General features: G+C 62.4%; 13 protein-coding genes. 3 read left to right on the forward strand and 10 right to left on the reverse strand.

Features of this window, described 5'->3' with window-relative positions:
• Nucleotides 1-54: 54 nt before the first annotated feature.
• The 6 genes from uxuA to KUV41_RS00645 form a co-directional block, all read right to left on the reverse strand.
• The gene (uxuA, locus tag KUV41_RS00620; RefSeq protein WP_206944312.1) at nucleotides 55-1230 is read right to left on the reverse strand and encodes a mannonate dehydratase; all 1176 of its coding nucleotides are present in this window, start codon (nucleotides 1228-1230) and stop codon (nucleotides 55-57) included.
• A 25-nt stretch (nucleotides 1231-1255) separates the two neighbouring features.
• Nucleotides 1256-2713, reverse strand: a complete 1458-nt coding sequence (locus KUV41_RS00625) for a mannitol dehydrogenase family protein (RefSeq protein WP_222483680.1) — start codon at nucleotides 2711-2713, stop codon at nucleotides 1256-1258.
• A gap of 112 nt (nucleotides 2714-2825) precedes the next feature.
• Nucleotides 2826-4115: a TRAP transporter large permease gene (locus tag KUV41_RS00630; RefSeq protein WP_222483686.1), complete on the reverse strand. Its 1290-nt coding sequence runs from the start codon at nucleotides 4113-4115 to the stop codon at nucleotides 2826-2828.
• The gene (locus KUV41_RS00635) at nucleotides 4112-4603 is read right to left on the reverse strand and encodes a TRAP transporter small permease (protein WP_206944307.1); all 492 of its coding nucleotides are present in this window, start codon (nucleotides 4601-4603) and stop codon (nucleotides 4112-4114) included. The genes KUV41_RS00630 and KUV41_RS00635 overlap by 4 nt, the downstream gene beginning before the upstream one ends.
• A gap of 59 nt (nucleotides 4604-4662) precedes the next feature.
• Entirely contained in the window at nucleotides 4663-5631 is a 969-nt protein-coding gene (locus KUV41_RS00640; RefSeq protein ID WP_222483687.1) for a C4-dicarboxylate TRAP transporter substrate-binding protein, read from the reverse strand.
• Between the two features lie 135 nt (nucleotides 5632-5766).
• Nucleotides 5767-6483, reverse strand: coding sequence for a GntR family transcriptional regulator (locus KUV41_RS00645; protein ID WP_206944305.1), 717 nt, complete (start codon nucleotides 6481-6483; stop codon nucleotides 5767-5769).
• Nucleotides 6484-6672: 189 nt separating this feature from the next.
• On the opposite strand from KUV41_RS00645, the gene KUV41_RS00650 reads away from it, so the two are divergent.
• On the forward strand, nucleotides 6673-7947 hold the full coding sequence (locus tag KUV41_RS00650; RefSeq protein WP_222483689.1) for an AGE family epimerase/isomerase: 1275 nt from the start codon (nucleotides 6673-6675) through the stop codon (nucleotides 7945-7947).
• A gap of 170 nt (nucleotides 7948-8117) precedes the next feature.
• Here the strand turns inward: KUV41_RS00650 and KUV41_RS00655 are convergent, their stop codons facing one another.
• From KUV41_RS00655 to KUV41_RS00670, 4 genes are all read right to left on the reverse strand, one after another.
• Nucleotides 8118-9491 carry a hypothetical protein gene (locus KUV41_RS00655; RefSeq protein WP_222483692.1) on the reverse strand — a complete coding sequence of 458 codons (1374 nt, stop codon included), beginning with the start codon at nucleotides 9489-9491 and terminating at the stop codon, nucleotides 8118-8120.
• A gap of 730 nt (nucleotides 9492-10221) precedes the next feature.
• The gene (locus KUV41_RS00660) at nucleotides 10222-10803 is read right to left on the reverse strand and encodes a manganese efflux pump MntP family protein (protein ID WP_206944302.1); all 582 of its coding nucleotides are present in this window, start codon (nucleotides 10801-10803) and stop codon (nucleotides 10222-10224) included.
• A gap of 652 nt (nucleotides 10804-11455) precedes the next feature.
• Complete coding sequence (locus KUV41_RS00665; RefSeq protein ID WP_222483695.1) at nucleotides 11456-11683, reverse strand: hypothetical protein; 228 nt, start codon at nucleotides 11681-11683, stop codon at nucleotides 11456-11458.
• 227 nt (nucleotides 11684-11910) lie between these two features.
• On the reverse strand, nucleotides 11911-12795 hold the full coding sequence (locus tag KUV41_RS00670; protein WP_222483697.1) for a LysR family transcriptional regulator: 885 nt from the start codon (nucleotides 12793-12795) through the stop codon (nucleotides 11911-11913).
• A gap of 105 nt (nucleotides 12796-12900) precedes the next feature.
• Here KUV41_RS00670 and KUV41_RS00675 point away from each other — a divergent pair, with 105 nt between their 5' ends.
• Nucleotides 12901-13779 (forward strand): hypothetical protein, encoded by an 879-nt coding sequence (locus KUV41_RS00675; RefSeq protein WP_206944297.1) that lies wholly within the window; start codon nucleotides 12901-12903, stop codon nucleotides 13777-13779.
• A gap of 140 nt (nucleotides 13780-13919) precedes the next feature.
• Nucleotides 13920-15203 (forward strand): M24 family metallopeptidase, encoded by a 1284-nt coding sequence (locus tag KUV41_RS00680; protein WP_206944295.1) that lies wholly within the window; start codon nucleotides 13920-13922, stop codon nucleotides 15201-15203.
• The last annotated feature ends 71 nt before the right edge of the window (nucleotides 15204-15274 follow it).

Raw genomic sequence — 15274 nt, forward strand, 5'->3', positions numbered from 1 at the left:
TGCACCCTCTAGGCTTGGCATCTACGCCGTCACCTCCCATGGGCTACCTGAGCGTCAAGTGAGCTGACGCACGGCGGTCTCGACGCCACGCAGCTCTGCCAATCCGCGCAGTCTACCGTAGAGCGGGTAGCCAGGGGCGGTGGCGCGGTGCTGATCGTCGAGGATGTGATGGCCGTGGTCGGGACGTAGCGGAAGCCGGCGGCCGCCGTCGCGCTCGCGGCGGCGTTCCTCGGCCACCAGCGCCTTGATCACCGCGACCATGTCGACGTCACCGTTCAGATGCGGCGCCTCGTGGAAGGAGCGAGGGTCGGGGGACTCGCGCCGGGTCGAGCGCAGGTGCACAAAGTGAATCCTGGGACCGAAGCGTTTGACCATGTCGGCCAGGTCATTGGCGGCGAGCACGCCGTAGGAGCCGGTGCACAATGTCAGACCATTGGCCGGGCTGTCGACGGCCCCGAGGATCCACTCGGCGTCCGCCGCCGTCGAGACCACACGGGGCAGACCCAGCAGCGGTCGGGGCGGGTCATCGGGGTGGATCGCCATGTGGATGCCGAGTTCTTCGGCGACCGGGATGACGGCTTTCAGAAAATAGCCGAGATTCTCGCGCAGGCGCTCGGCGTCGATCTCTTCGTATCCAGCAAGTACCTCGCGAAAGCGCTCCAGGGTGTAATGCTCCTCGGCGCCGGGTAGGCCAGCGATGAGGGTGTCGACCAGGGACTGGCGGGCCTCGGCGTCCAGGCTATCGAGATAGCTCCTTGCGGCAGTCTTCTCGTCGTCACTGTACTCGTCTTCGGCGCCAGGTCTGGCGAGCAGGTAGAGGTCAAAGGCGGCGAAGGCTGTCTGGTCAAAGCGCAGCGCCAGGGCGCCATCCGGCATCGCCCAACGCAAGTCGGTGCGGGTCCAGTCGAGCACCGGCATGAAGTTGTAGCACACCGTATCGATGCCGCAGGCTGCCAGATTGCGCAAGGTGTCGCAGTAGCGAGTGATCAGAGCGTTGCGCTCCGGCAGTCCTTTCTTGATCGCTTCATGCACCGGCACGCTCTCCACCACCGACCATTCAAGTCCTGCGTCCTCGATCATCTGCTTGCGCTCGGCGATGGCCTGCCGGGACCAGACCTGGTCGTTGGGCACCTCGTGCAGCGCAGTGACAATGCCGGTCGCGCCGGTCTGGCGAATCTCCTCGAGTCGGATCGGGTCATTTGGGCCGAACCAGCGCCAGGTGTGTTGCATGAAAATCTCCTTTTCTCGAGTCCGGCTAGAGGGTGCTCAGTGACGCCGCAAGCCCGGTAGTGATCAGTCGGCGGTAACCATCGGTGACAGCATCGACAACATCCTGCTGTGCAGTAAGGGCCACAGGGATGATGTCTTCCTGTGCCAGAAAGGCTGCCACCAGCGCTTCAGGGGCATCGCCGTGACGTTCATGTAGCGCGAGGAAGCGCGATGCCAGCGGATCGCTCACCTCATGTTGACGGCCGTCGAGCGAGACGCCGGAGGTGTAGCGTATCCAGGCGGCCAGTCCCAGTGCGGTACAGGGCACCTCGTGGCCGTCCTGCAGCCGCGTGACGGCGCCTTGGAGCCAGCGTTGGGGCAGCTTCTGGCTGCCGTCCATGGCGATCTGCGCCAGTCGGTGGCGCAGGCTGTCATTGGCGAATCTGGCCAGCAGATCGTCGGCATAGCGTTCGAGATCGACCCCATCCGGCATGTGCAGCGTTGGCGCCGCCTCCTGCATCATGTAGCGACGCAGCAGGGTGCGGAATTCGGGGCGGCTGACCGCTTCAAAGACCGTCTCGATGCCATCGATGGCACCCAGGTAGGCCAGCAGCGAGTGGCTGCCGTTGAGCATGCGTAGCTTCATGGTCTCGAAGGGGGCCACATCGGCGACCATCTCGACCCCCTCGGCTTCCCAGGCGGGTCTACCCTGGGGAAAATCATCCTCGATGACCCACTGAGAAAAGGCCTCGCAGACCACCGCGTTGGGATCATCGACACCCAGCTCGCCCAGCCGGGCGAAGTCGGTCTCGGTCATCGCGGGTACGATGCGGTCGACCATGCTGCAGGGAAAGGCCCCCCGATGGCTGATCCAGTCGGCCAGTTCGCTATCGCGCTGGGCGGCGAGCTGTACGACGGCGTTGCGGGTGCGGCGACCGTTGTCCGGCATATTGTCGCAGGACAGCACGGTGAAGGGGGACAGACCGGCGGCGCGGCGACGGGCCAGCGCCTCGACCAGGATACCCGGGGCGGTTTGCGGCGCGTCTGGCGAGGCAATGTCGGCCTCTATCATCGGGTCTTCGACGAGCAAATTGCCGCTGGTCGGGCTGAGAAAGTAGCCCTTCTCGGTCACCGTCAGCGTCACAATGCGTACCTTGGAGGACGCCAGTCGCGTCAGCAGCGCTTCCAGATCGCGGCCCTGCTGGCCTGTGCTATCGCGGCCGGTGAACAGCGTCTCTTGCATCACGCCGATCTCTCTGAGCGTGACGTTGTTGCTATCGGTAAATTCGGCCACATGGTAGCGGTGGCCAGCGGCACGCAGCCCATCAACCAGGCCGACGCTGGAGCGCAGGTTGGCGCTGCACAGCCCCCAGGCGGTGTCACCGCTGCGCTCGAGATGGCGCGCCAGATAGACCGCCTGGTGGGCCCGGTGGAAGGCGCCGAGCCCCAGGTGGACGATACCGATGTCGCAGGCGATGTGCGGCGCTTCAACGAAGTGGGTCATCTTGTTGTGTACCTCAGTCCCGGAGATAGGCCCGGAGCAAAGCCCGTGGGCTCGGTCGATGGGGTGATGCGGGTGATTGATACGTCCGCTGAGTTGGTTTCTTGTGCATCCGCTACCCCATCAGATAGTCGGGCAGGAAGAGCACGATCTGCGGGAAGAAGATGATGGCCAGCACCACGGCGAACACGGCAAGGGCAAAGGGCAGCAGTTCCCGGGTGTAGGCAATGAACGAGCAGCGCAGGATGCCGCACACGGTGTACATCGACACCCCGACGGGTGGCGTCATGCCGCCGAAGGTCACCAGCGTCATCATCAGCAGGCCAAAGTGCACCGGGTCGATGCCGGCGGCCTTGATCACCGGAACCAGGATGGGCGCCAGCAGCATGACGACCACCGTCGCCTCCAGCAGCATGCCCAGGACGATCAGCAACAGCGACAGCACCAGCAGCAGGGTGGTGGGGCTTTCGAACACCCCGAGGGTGACCTCGGTGATGGTCTGCGGCACCCGCTCGAAGGACACCACGTAGCTGATGGCGCCGGAGAACATGATGATCAGCATGATCATGCCGACGTCGCGGACACCGGCACGGAAGGCATCGATGATCGACGACAGGGTCAGCTCCCGGTGGATGAAGCAGCCCACCACGATGGCATAGACGATGGCGAAGGCGCCGGCCTCGGACGGGGTGAACAGGCCATAGCGGATGCCCACCAGCAGCCAAACGGGAAACAGCAGCGCCCAGATGCTGCTCCTGGTCGCCTGCCAGACTTCGGCCAGCGACGGTGACTTCTCGAGTTCAGGCACATAGCCGCGCCGGTGCGACATCACGCTGGTGGCGATCATCAGCGCTACCAGCAACAGGATGCCCGGCACCACACCAGCGATGAATAGCCGGCCGATGGACACCTCTCCGAGGAAGCCGTAAATGATCAGGCCGATACTCGGCGGAATGGTGGCGGTGATCAGGCCGCCGATGGACAAAAGGGCAGCGGTAAAGCCAGGCGAATAGCCCCGCGCGATCAGGTTGCCGCCCAGCACCCGGGACTGCATCGCCGCATCAGCCACTGCCGAGCCGGAAATGCCGCCCATCATGGCGCTCAGGGCCAGGCTCGACTGGGCCAGACCGCCGGTCATCCAGCCGGTCAGCAGGGTGGCCAGGCGCAGCAGGCGTGGGGTGATGCCGCTGGCGTTCATCAGGTGCCCGATCAGGATGAACAGCGGCACCGCCAGCAGCGGAAAGGACTGACTGGCCGAGACGATCCGCTGTACCGCCGTACTGGTCGGGAGGAAGGTCTCGGGCAACAGGAAATAGGTAAAACCGGCCATGCCGATGGCGAAGGCGACCGGCATGCCGATGGCCATCAGTACCAGGCCGAGAATCAGAATAGCGAGTGTCGTCACAGAAGTTGCTCCTGCTGGTCGCTGTCGGGCTCCAGCGCCTGAACAATGCCCACCGAGGCAAGCCGCCTGATCAGCGAGACGATCATCAGTACGGCACCTACGGGCAATGCCAGCGTCACATAGCCGTAGCTGATCCCGGCAAAGCCGAGGGGACGCTGCCAGTTGGAAAACGCCAACGAGAAGCCATAGCGTGCCAGGCAAGCCAGAAAGACGATCATCAGGCCCACCGTCACCAGATTCGCCAGCCACTGGCCCGACCGGGGCAGCCGGGTCAGCAGGGCATCGACCCGGATCTGGCCTCCCTTCTTCAGGGTGATATCTGCACCAAACATGCAGGCCCAGATAAAGAACAGCTGGGCCAGTTCAGCGCCGCCGAGCATGGGGTTGCCCATGGCCCGGGTGGTAGCGCTGAACAGGATGCTGGCCGCGGTGAGAAACAGCAGCACGACGGCCAGCCACTCCTCGAAAGTGTCATAGAGCTTCCACATGTGGCCTCCCCAGCCGCTGCCGAAGTCGGCAGCGGTGGACGCTTGGTATCGAAGGGGGGTTACTCGCCGGCGCTGAGCACAGGCGCGAGTTGCTCGCGCAAATCGGTCCAGCCCATGTCGTCGTAGACCGCCTGCATTTGGCTGCTGAATCGTTCGGTATCGACCTCGGCGAACTCGACGCCGGCCTCTTCCATTTCCTTGCGCACATCGGCCTGGGCGTCGACCGTCATCTGGGTGGCCTCGTCGCCGGCCTTCTTGAGCTCTTCGTCGAGCATGGTGCGCAGTTCGTCGGGTAGCTCCTGATACCAGCGCTCGGAGACCAGCAGGCCCGTCATCAAGTGGATGTGATTGGTCAGGGTGACGTTACTGGTCACTTCCTGAAGCCGCAGGCCGTGGGCGCCGGTCAACTGGGCCTCGGCGCCGTCGATGGTGCCGAGCTGGATGGCCGAGTAGATTTCCGACCAGGGCAGCGGAACCGGGGTCGCACCCATGCCCTCGATGGTCTTGATCCAGCCCGGGGAGTTGATGGTGCGGACGCGCACACCTTCCAGGTCCTCGGGACCTTCGATCGGCATCTGGGTGAACATCTGGCGGGTGCCCTGGAACCAGTTGTAGTTCATCAGGCGCATGCCGGTGTTTTCCGCCAGCAGCTCGACCCACTCGAGGTAGGGCTCGGAAGAGGTGATGCGGTCGTAGTCCTCGTGGCTATCGACCAGGTAGGGCGCAGCCAGGATCCCGAGCTCGGGTTGAAACTCGGACAGGCGGCCAGCGTCCGTCAGTACCGCGATGTTGGCGCCGTTGCGGATCTGCTCGATCATGTCGTTGTCGGCGCCGAGTTGGCTGCTGGAGAAGATGTTCAGGGTGACTTCGCCCTCGCTTCTTTGTTCGATTCGTTCGGCGGCGTTTTCCATCGCCTTGACCATGGGGTCCTGGCTGCTCTGGGCGGTGGACAGGTTCAGTTCGTAGGCCGCCAGCGCCTGGGTGCTGCTGAGGACGGCAGCGGCGAGAATGACAGACTTCTTGAGCATGTGGCGTCTCCTTGTTGCTTGTTGTTGTCGCTTCTGGTGTTGTCGTTGCTGTTGTTTCCGGGGGAGTGGCCCGGCAGGCCGCAGGACAGAGGCCGAGTGGCCCTTGCCCATGAGAGGCGTCTGCCGGGTCGATAACTAGCTGCTGTGGGTGTCCTCGAAGATCGACGAGAAACGCTGCACCATCTGGGGCAGGGAGATGAGAATCTCACTCTGATGCACCAGCATGGCCTGGCGGGCTTCGTCCTCATTTCTTCGTTCGATGGCATCGACGATATCGGCGTGTTGCTGAACCAGCTTCTCGAAGGGAGTGGTGTCGGGCACACTGAGGTAGCGCACCCGGTCGAGCTGAGCCTTGACCTCTTCGATGACGCGCCAGGCGGTTTCGTGTCCGGCACCAAGTGCGAGCACGCGGTGAAAGTCCTCGTCGAGAATGAAGAATTGGTCATACTGTCCGCTGCTGGCGCAGCGTACCTGGCGCTCGATCAGGTCTCGCAGCTCATAGATCACCTTGTCGGTGAGCCCTTGCTTGGCGGCAGAGACGCTGACCGCTGTTTCCACTGCCTCTCTGACGAAGCGTGCTTCGCGCACCGATTTCTGCGAGATGCCCACAACGTAAGTGCCGCGCTGTGGGCGAACGTCGACCAGGCCTGCTTCAGACAGGCGAATGAAGGCTTCGCGCACTGGCTGACGGCTGACGGAGAAGGCATCGGAGATCTCCTTCTCGGACAGCGCCTGCCCAGGGGCGAATTGCATCCGGATGATGGCGAGTCGTAGCACACGATAAAGTCGCTGACGCACCGATCCACCAGCAGCATCCTGTTCCCAGAGTTCAGCGATTGCGGGGGTCAGCATGGGGGCTCCTACCTGTCGTTTAGCGTTTCAGCCCTGTCGCTTCTGAGGCGTCCGGCCTTTGAGCTTTGGTCTGATATGACTTGTATGGTAGTCATACTAGGATAGCGAGAACGCGATGTCAGGCCTGGACGTATAGCACTTTGGTCTCATCTCGACACGCCGCCTTGATTCGTCACCCTGGAGGACGCCATGCCACACCCCACTTACATTGCTGCACCGGATGACTGTCTGTTGCGCACGGATGAACATCGACGCTGGCTCGCCAAGACTGGGATGCGACTGCTCGAATTCGGTGCTGCCGCCGACCACCCGCAGGGAGGCTACGGCTGGCTCGATGTCACAGGTAAGCTGGACGCCTCGCGGCCGGTAACGACCCTGCAAACGGCTCGACTCACCCATGTGTTTTCACTTGCCCACCGCCTTGGCGTGCCCTTCGCCCGTGCCAAGGTGGAGCGCGGCATTGCTGGGCTCTGGCAGCTCGCTGACGAGCAATATGGAGGCTGGTACCAGGGACAGCTGGTGCCCGGTGCACCGACTATCAAGCACGCCTACACCCACGCCTTCGTCGCCCTGGCCGCGTCGTCGGCGCACATGGCGATGGGCAGTGATGACACCCGCGAGCTGCTGGATCGGGCCATCGACGTCATCGATCGCCACTTCTGGTCGGACAGCATGGGGTTGTGTCTGGAAAGCTATGAGCGAGATTGGACGGCGCTTGGCGACTATCTCGGTGCCAACAGCAACATGCACTCGGTGGAGGCCTATCTGGCGCTATGTGACGCTACCGGAGAGACACGCTGGCTTGATCGTGCCGTGGCCATTGCCGAGCGTTTTATTCACACCCATGCCCGCGAGCACGACTACCTGGTCCCCGAGCACTTCGATCGCCAGATGACGGTGCTCTACGACTTTCACAAGGACCTGCCCGCCGACCAGTTTCGGCCCTTCGGGCTGACGCCCGGTCACTCGTTGGAATGGTCGCGCCTGTTGCTCAATCTCGAAGCGTCGTGCCTCAGGCACGGACGGCCCGCGCCGGCCTGGTTGCTGCAAGACGCCGAAGGGCTGTTTGCCGCCGCCGCCAAGTACGGCTGGCAGGCCGATAGACAGCCGGGCTTTGTCTACACGCTGGACTGGGACAAGCGACCGGTGATCACCGCCCGCCGCCACTGGGTCACCAGCGAGGCGGTCGGAGCGGCGCATGCGTTGCTGGTGCGCACCGGGCGTCAGCAGTACGCCGACTGGTACGCCACCTGGTGGGCCTACATCGATCGCCACATCATCGATCACCAGCGGGGTGGCTGGATTCACGAACTCGACGAGAGCAGCCAGCCCCGTGCGCGCTACTGGCCAGAGGGCAAGCCGGACATCTACCACGCCTTCCAGGCGACCCTGCTGCCCTTGCTGCCGCTGGCGCCGACGCCGGCTACCGCTGTGAGTCACTCGCCTTGGAGAGGGCTGATATAGGCTGTGCCAATCTCCAGGAGTCTGGCCTGCATAGAGCGTCAGCGGGCTACGCTTAAACGATGTTGGTCGCCCCGTCGTCGCTGCCGCAAGCTCTAGCATCAGTGCTCGTCAGACCGGACGGAACCTGGTGTTTGGGACGCGGGGGACTCGGCTAGAGGGAGCAATGCGTCTCAGGGCATCTGGTCAGCGCGGGAGCCGAGTAGGGTGCGGCTGCCGAAAGCGCGAGGGGACTGGTTCTCATCAAGCTGTTCGCCAGTAAAGTGGGTACCGGCAGTGCTATTGCTCCCTGTCGAGCTCCCGAGTCCAAGTATTGGCACTACCATGACCCAGTCGAGCCCAGCGGCGATGGGGGCAAGGCCCATGCCGTCACCCAGTGACAGCACGGCATCACTGAGTTCATCGACCGGACGAGCCGCCATGGGCGCCTGAATCACGGTGTTCGTCAGACGTTCAACGCCTGCCATGTGGGCGTCGGTGATCGGCGCCAGGCTACCGCCCGCTCGCTGAGCCAGCTGCCGGGTGCTGGCATCGGCCCAGGCCAGGCCTTCAGCGACGGTGCTGACGGTTGGCAGAACCGTCTGGCCGGTGGAGCTTAGCCGGCCGTCGAGCTGACCTAACAGCGTGACGCCGTCGCTGAGTGAGCTGGACAGGGGCAGGCCGTCCAGGCGTCTCGACACGTCACGGCTTTCGTCGACGAGACCTTGGATACCGTGAAGCGTGGTCTGCGTCTCGTCGATGATCGAGGTCAGGCTGGTCGCCAGCTCACCCAGCTGCTGTGCGGGGGCAAGCGTGTCCGTGACGCTATCCTGTAGTCGCTGACTGGGCCGCGACAGCTGGCCCCCAATATCACGGTTCATTCCCGTCAGTTCGACCGCCAGGGTATTGCTCAAGGTGGTGCGCCCCAGCAGCGCGGTAGCCGCAAGCGTACTTTTGTCGTCACTGCCGACGCTGTCCACCAGGCCGATGACGGCCTGCTCATCCAGTCTGGGAATACCGCTATGACGCGACACGCTGCGGGCTGCGACGCCGGTGAGACCGTTATCATTGTGCTGTCCTCCCAGGACGATACCCGCCAGGCTGACCCATTCGCCGGTGCGGCTCAGCACGCTGCCACTTCCCTCCTTTAGGGCGTCTCCTCCTGCCACGAGCAGGTCTGCTGCCAGTCCGGGCAGCAACAGCGAGTCGGTAGTGATCAGTAAAGGCTCCAGTCCGGCCTGTAGCACGTCTGCCACCTGGGCGGTGAGTGAGCGCTCCAGACGTCCTTGCTGTTCGGCGAGATAGAGGTCCTGTTCCCCGAATCCCAAGGCATGCCCGATACGTTGGCCGTAGCGATCCAGTGACAGTACGCGGGTGATCCGGTCATCAAAGCGGTGCAGCAGGGGAAGTGACGCCAGGGTATCCACCGCGCTGTCGATAACATCAAGTGAGCTTTCCAGATAGTCAGCCGAGCTATGCACAGCCTGCTGCGCCCCCATGCTGAGGTGATCGACACCAACGGTGTGGGCGACATCGACTCCCTGGGAGACCAGGCTGGCGCTGGCCATACGAGCGACGGACTGGCTGACCAGCGTCGAAGAGGCGTGAGCCGATGATGACAGGGCAGGCGATGCTAAGGATGGTGATGCCAGGGCCGAGGGAGACAGGGCCGAGGGAGACAGGGCCGAGGGTGACAGCGATGCGGATGCAACCTGCTCGGACTCTGACGCGCTGGCCTGTGCAGGGGGTACCGAAGGATAGTAAGCCTGTCTTGGTTGTCGGTCAGGCGACGAGCTGGCGCAGCCTGACAGCAGGCCTGCCGACAGAATAACCGGAAGGAGAGAAAGTCGTGGGATAGCCTTGCGGATCCACCGTTGGGGTATCAGCAAGGCCTTGATCTGTCGTATTGGGTGAAATAGCACAGACTCAGACCTAGCGGTATCTCACAGCAGAGTATCGAGAAACCGCGCCTTGGCGTGCGCATCCTGTGCTGATTTGGCTTATTTGTGGAAGAGGGCGGGGCGAGCGCGGGGCTAGTGAGGGGCGAGCTCGGGACGAGTGAGTGATTAGCGAGAGACTAGAGGGAGACTAGATAGGTACTGCAGGATCACTGAGCCAGCGAAAAAAGGCAGTTAGGCCACGACCAAAAGCCTTCCAGGCACCCGGTGCTCTGTTGTGATCAGGGCTATGACATTCGCTTTGACGGATGGCCGGTGCAGCCTCAGCTAAAAACAGCGAATTGGCGAAGCAGGCATTTATGCAGGGTGTCCCTTGCCGCTGTTTCAGCCAAGCGGGACGTTATCCCAGCAAGTGGTGGTGCAGGGTCGTTGCACCGATGCCGATCAGTACCAGGCCGCCGATAATTTCTGCTCGTGGGCCAACGGCCTTGCCGAGCTTGCGACCTAACAGCATGCCCAAGGTCGCCATCAGCGTTGTGGCCGCGCCTATCGTCAATGCGGTGATCCAGATATTGGCTTCCATAAAGGCCAGGCCGACACCGACGGCCATGGCGTCGAGGCTGGTGGTGACGGCGGTCGCGATGATCAGCCACCAGCGGGTACGGTCAGTGGTGGCGCCGCAGTCGCAGCTGGCACAGTCCTTTGCCCTGGGCATCAAGCCGCTCTGGATCATCTTTCCACCGAGGGCCAGCAGCAGGAAGAAGATGATCCAATGATCCCAGTCACGAATGGTCTCATGAGCGCTGGAACCGAGCATCCAGCCGATAATCGGGGTGGTGGCCTCCACCAGGCCGAACATCAACCCTGTCTGCAGGGCCACGATAAAACGCAGCCGTCGCACGCAGGCCCCTTTGCTGACAGAGGCGGCGAAGGCATCTGACGACAGGGAGAAAGCCAGCAGCAGGGTGGAGGTCGGATTCATGGTGGCTCTTTAATAGCAGTGACTGTGGTAAATGATGGCAACGTTATCGTGCTTTTTATGGGCAGAATGGCAGCGGTGTGATGGCGGCCATGACCGTTGTTAAAACTCCAGCATCGTAGCGCTTTTAGTGCCTATGGCCTCTGCTGATGTCTGCGATGACGCGTTGTGAGTCATGCTCGCTGACGAAAGCCACTTGAGAAGCGCCCGTTGGATAAGCCTTTTGGGATAGCCCGTTGAGAAAGCCCGATGGCACAAGCCCGTCCAACAACGTCATCGAAAAAAATGACTCAGACACGCGCCTTTCGGCTATCACTGCCATAGCGACATTGCATGGGATATTAGCGTCTTGTTGACAGGATGCAACTCTTTACCAAGGCTGCAAGATTAAGCTAAAACAAAGACCTATAGCTTCGGCTATACGTTATAGGAAAGGCAGGGAAGGGGCGGAATAGTCCCATGGTCAGGTGGTCAGAAGTAGCAGAATGCGGCGAAGAAAGGAACGCAAGGGCCGGCAGGAGAAACCGGCCGAAGAGGGTGGTAGCGACGCTCATGTGCAGAAGGTGATGCAGTAGTATGCGCAAAGATGTTTTCTATACGGGTGGCAGTATTGCTTGCACGAGTGACATGCATCTGGGCAGCGCTTGTCTGCCTGCTAGACCTTTAACGCATCTTCCAACATCTTGACGATGACCAGCCCAGGCTTTGCGGGCAGATGGTCGCCGGCGTAGTGACGTATGCTGGTGACACTGTCTCTCAGCTTTCTATGGCGATCCTTCAGCCGGGCAAGCTCCTCAGCCATTTCACCCCGGTCACCCTGCGCTGGAAAGGCCTCTGTGGAGGGTTGGCCGCCGCTGGCGGTATCGTTGCGACTTGCAGTCACCGTTATCTCCCGACCGTTTTTCAGGTCAAGTGAAAGGTGCGCGCGAAGGCGAGCACACCTGCTGAGCGCACTGTGACATGGTCCATGTCGCTTCGACATAGTGATCAGGAGGTAGCTTGCCTGAAGAAGCGAGGTAACGGCGCTGGCATCCCCCTCGTGGTCGGATGGATGGCAGGCCGCAGGCGGCACATGGTGGCCGCCGTGACGCCTTGTTTGTCGCTGGCGGTCTATGGCGCCGGATCGTGGAACTCGGGCACGGCGACGGCATCGTTATGCGTCACGATTTCCTCCAGCTGCTGGCAAAAGGTACTGAAGGCGTCGCTGGCGTGACCCGGACGGCGATGCATCTCAATTTCAACCTGGCCGAGAGCCGGCAGACCGTGGGCGTCATCCAGAATCCGGCAGCCCTCGGGAACGCTGCGGGGCGTCTTGACGGTCACGGCCAGGCCTGCTTGAACGGGCAGGTTGATGCCAGTCGGTGATTGGCTCGAGTAGCGCAACTCCCAGGCGCGTTCCTGCTTGCCCAGGGCCGCCAGGGCATGGGCTCTGAAGATGCACCCTTCAGGGTTGAGGGCGAGCGGCAGGCGCCGGCCGCGGGTAGGGTCTGCTCCTTGGGCGGCAACCCACACCATCGGCTCCCACCCAAGCAGCTGGCCGGACTGGGTAGGGCCATGGCGAATCGAGAGCACCACGTCCAATAGCCCCTGCTGGAAGCTATCCACCAGGCCAGCACTGATGCCGCAGATGACCTCGATACGTGTGCTGGGATAAGCCTCTGCAAAGCGTGGCAGCAGCTCCGGCAGGTAGGCGCTGGCCTGTTCTTCCGAGGTACCAAAGCGAATCTTTTCACCCTGCTGATGATCTCCCAGCGCGGCTTTGGCCTCATCTTCCAGGGTCAGCATGTGTCGGGCATAGGGCAGCAGGCGCTCCCCGTCCGCCGTCAGCAGTACGCTGCGACTGGTGCGCTCGAACAGCGACTTGTGCATCTGGTCCTCCAGTCGCTTGATCTGCAGGCTGACGGCGGACTGGGTGCGATGCAGCACTCGTCCTGCGGCGCTGAAGCCTTGGCACTCGGCCACGGTGACGAAGGCGCGGAGCAGGTCTGTGTCCATGATTAATGAGCCTTTGAAATAAGTAGCATCTCAACCATTCATTTCTATTATGGAGAGCCGCTCCCTATCCTGTCCAGCAACACACCAGACAGGCAGGAGCTTCTCATGCAGGCCACCGATGCGCCCACCACGTCCTCGCTGGACGGTCTGATCGACCTTGAGCACTACCCGATTCATGACCTGGACGGCGAGTCCGGCCGGGCGCTGATCCAGCGCTGTCACGCTCAGCTGGCCGACGACGGCTGCGTGGTGCTCAAGAACTTCGTGCCGGCCGATGCGCTGGCGCGGCTGGAGCGCGAGACCGAAAGGCTCTCACCGGATGCTCACTACAATCAGACCGAAACGAATCCCTACAACAACGCCGGGGATCCCGAGCGGCCCGCGTCGCATCCGCTTAATCGCTTCGACGATCGCACCAACGGCTTTGTCGCCGGTGACCGCATCGGTGAAGACACGATCATTCGTCAGGTCTACCAGCATCCGGACTTCCAGCGCTTTATCGCCACCGTGGTGGGCATGGAGGAGATTCATCAGTATGCCGACCCGCTGGCGGACCTGGTGGTCAATGTGCTGAGAGAGGGCTGCCAGCATCCGTGGCATTACGACACCAACGAATTCATCGTCACCATGATGACTCGCCAGTCCCACGGCGGTGGGCGCTTCGAGTACGCCCCCGGCATTCGTAGTCCTGAAGGCGAGAGCTTCGAAGAGGTCGAAAAGGTGCTGGATGGCGATCGCTCGCGTCTCAAGGCGCTGGATCTGCAGCCGGGTGACCTGCAGGTCTTCTTTGGCCGCTACTCTCTGCATCGCGTGACGCCGGTGGAAGGCCAGAAAGAGCGCCACACCGTGATCTTCGCCTACGCCAAGGAGCCGGGTTTCATCGGCCGCCCAGAGCGCGCCCAACGTATTTTCGGCCGTATGGCGCCGATTCACGAGACCCTCCTGAAGGAAGGCATGAATCGTACCGATTCCCTGGCGGATTAAGCGTGGAGTGCGGCGGCCGGGTTCTAGCTGAGCGTCTCAGAGCCCTGTCCCAGAGAGCCCCGTCCCAGAGAGCCCGTCCATAGAGCTCCGGACAGGCCGCACCCAGCGTGATTTTCTGCCCGTTTGAACAGGACCCTGACATGAGCATCGTCGACTTCGACAACCTTACCGACAATGAACCGGATCACATTCCCGTGGTGCCATCAGCGCCGATGGCCAACGGCGATAGCATCCCCACGGCGTTTGACCCGAAACAGCTGCGCGCCGGGCGCCTTGCGCGGCTGCGCGCGACGATGGCGGAGCAAGGCTACGCCGCCATGGTACTGTTCGACCCCAACAACCAGCGCTATGCCACCGGGTCGCGCAACATGTTCGGCTACTTCCTGCGCAACTCGACCCGCTACATCTATGTGCCCCTGGAAGGGCCGGTGATCCTGTTCGAATACCCGGGCAGCGCCCACGTCTCTACCTGGCTCGAGACCATCGATGAATCGCGCACGTCCAAGGTGGTGTGGTCCGCCGTCAATCAGCGCGACAACCTCTCTTCGGACCCCTTCGGTGTGGAGATCGCCGAGCTGATCGAAGAGCACGGGCGCGGCAACCGCAAGATCGGGCTGGATCGCTGTGCGCTCAACCTGGCCCGTTCGCTCGAGGCCCAGGGGCTAGAGGTCTTCGACTGCATGCAGGATACCCTGCACTGTCGGCGCATCAAGACCCCGGAAGAGATCGCCTGTCTGGCCCAGTCCATGGCCGGCAGCGAGGCGGCAGTCGCTGAGGTTGAAGCCGCGATCAAGCCCGGCATCACCGAGAACGAACTGTTCGCGGTCATGTACGGCAACGTTATCCGCCAGGGCGGCGAATTCATCGAGACCCGTCTGCTGTCCTCCGGCCCACGCACCAACCCCTGGTTCAATGAGGCCAGTGACCGGGTCATCCGTCCGGGCGAGCTGGTGGCGCTGGACACCGATACCATCGGTTGTCACGGCTACTATTCGGACTTTTCGCGTACCTTCCACGTCGGCCCGAATCGCCCCAGCGCCTACCAGAAGGAGCTGTATCGGATGGCCTACGACCAGGTGCACCACAATATGGGCATCCTGAAGCCAGGTATAAGCTATCGCGAGATCGCCGAGCAGGCCTGGAAGATCCCCGAGCGTTTCTTGGACCGTCGCTACCCCTCCATCATTCACGGCGTCGGCATGCACGGTGAAACGCCGCTGGTCGCCCACCATATGGACTTTGATCGCTTCTCCAAGGATGGCGTGCTTGAGCCAGGCATGGTGGTGTCCGTGGAGAGCTACATCGGCGAGGTGGGCGCCGCCGACGGGGTCAAGCTGGAAGAAGAGGTGCTGATCACCGACACCGGCGTCGAAAAGCTGTCCCGCTATCCCTTCGACGAGGCCCTGCTCGACCGCCAGTTCTGAGCCGCATCATCTGCGTACCATGCTGCGCCGGGCTGCATGTGAGATGGCCGCCCGGCGCTGACGCCTTGTAA

Origin of the sequence: Halomonas sp. DP8Y7-1 (assembly GCF_019801685.1) — a bacterium.
In the GTDB taxonomy this organism is placed as follows: Bacteria; Pseudomonadota; Gammaproteobacteria; order Pseudomonadales; family Halomonadaceae; genus Halomonas; species Halomonas litopenaei_A.

Bases quoted from the DNA above. Each gene is read 5' to 3' on its own strand.
- KUV41_RS00625 (WP_222483680.1), bottom strand. From the start codon at position 2,713: ATGACCCACTTCGTTGAAGCGCCGCACATCGCCTGCGACATCGGTATC.
- KUV41_RS00670 (WP_222483697.1), bottom strand. From the start codon at position 12,795: ATGGACACAGACCTGCTCCGCGCCTTCGTCACCGTGGCCGAGTGCCAA.
- KUV41_RS00675 (WP_206944297.1), top strand. From the start codon at position 12,901: ATGCAGGCCACCGATGCGCCCACCACGTCCTCGCTGGACGGTCTGATC.
- KUV41_RS00640 (WP_222483687.1), bottom strand. From the start codon at position 5,631: ATGCTCAAGAAGTCTGTCATTCTCGCCGCTGCCGTCCTCAGCAGCACC.
- KUV41_RS00680 (WP_206944295.1), top strand. From the start codon at position 13,920: ATGAGCATCGTCGACTTCGACAACCTTACCGACAATGAACCGGATCAC.
- KUV41_RS00635 (WP_206944307.1), bottom strand. From the start codon at position 4,603: ATGTGGAAGCTCTATGACACTTTCGAGGAGTGGCTGGCCGTCGTGCTG.
- KUV41_RS00655 (WP_222483692.1), bottom strand. From the start codon at position 9,491: ATGGCCAGCGCCAGCCTGGTCTCCCAGGGAGTCGATGTCGCCCACACC.
- uxuA (WP_206944312.1), bottom strand. From the start codon at position 1,230: ATGCAACACACCTGGCGCTGGTTCGGCCCAAATGACCCGATCCGACTC.
- KUV41_RS00650 (WP_222483689.1), top strand. From the start codon at position 6,673: ATGCCACACCCCACTTACATTGCTGCACCGGATGACTGTCTGTTGCGC.
- KUV41_RS00660 (WP_206944302.1), bottom strand. From the start codon at position 10,803: ATGAATCCGACCTCCACCCTGCTGCTGGCTTTCTCCCTGTCGTCAGAT.
- KUV41_RS00645 (WP_206944305.1), bottom strand. From the start codon at position 6,483: ATGCTGACCCCCGCAATCGCTGAACTCTGGGAACAGGATGCTGCTGGT.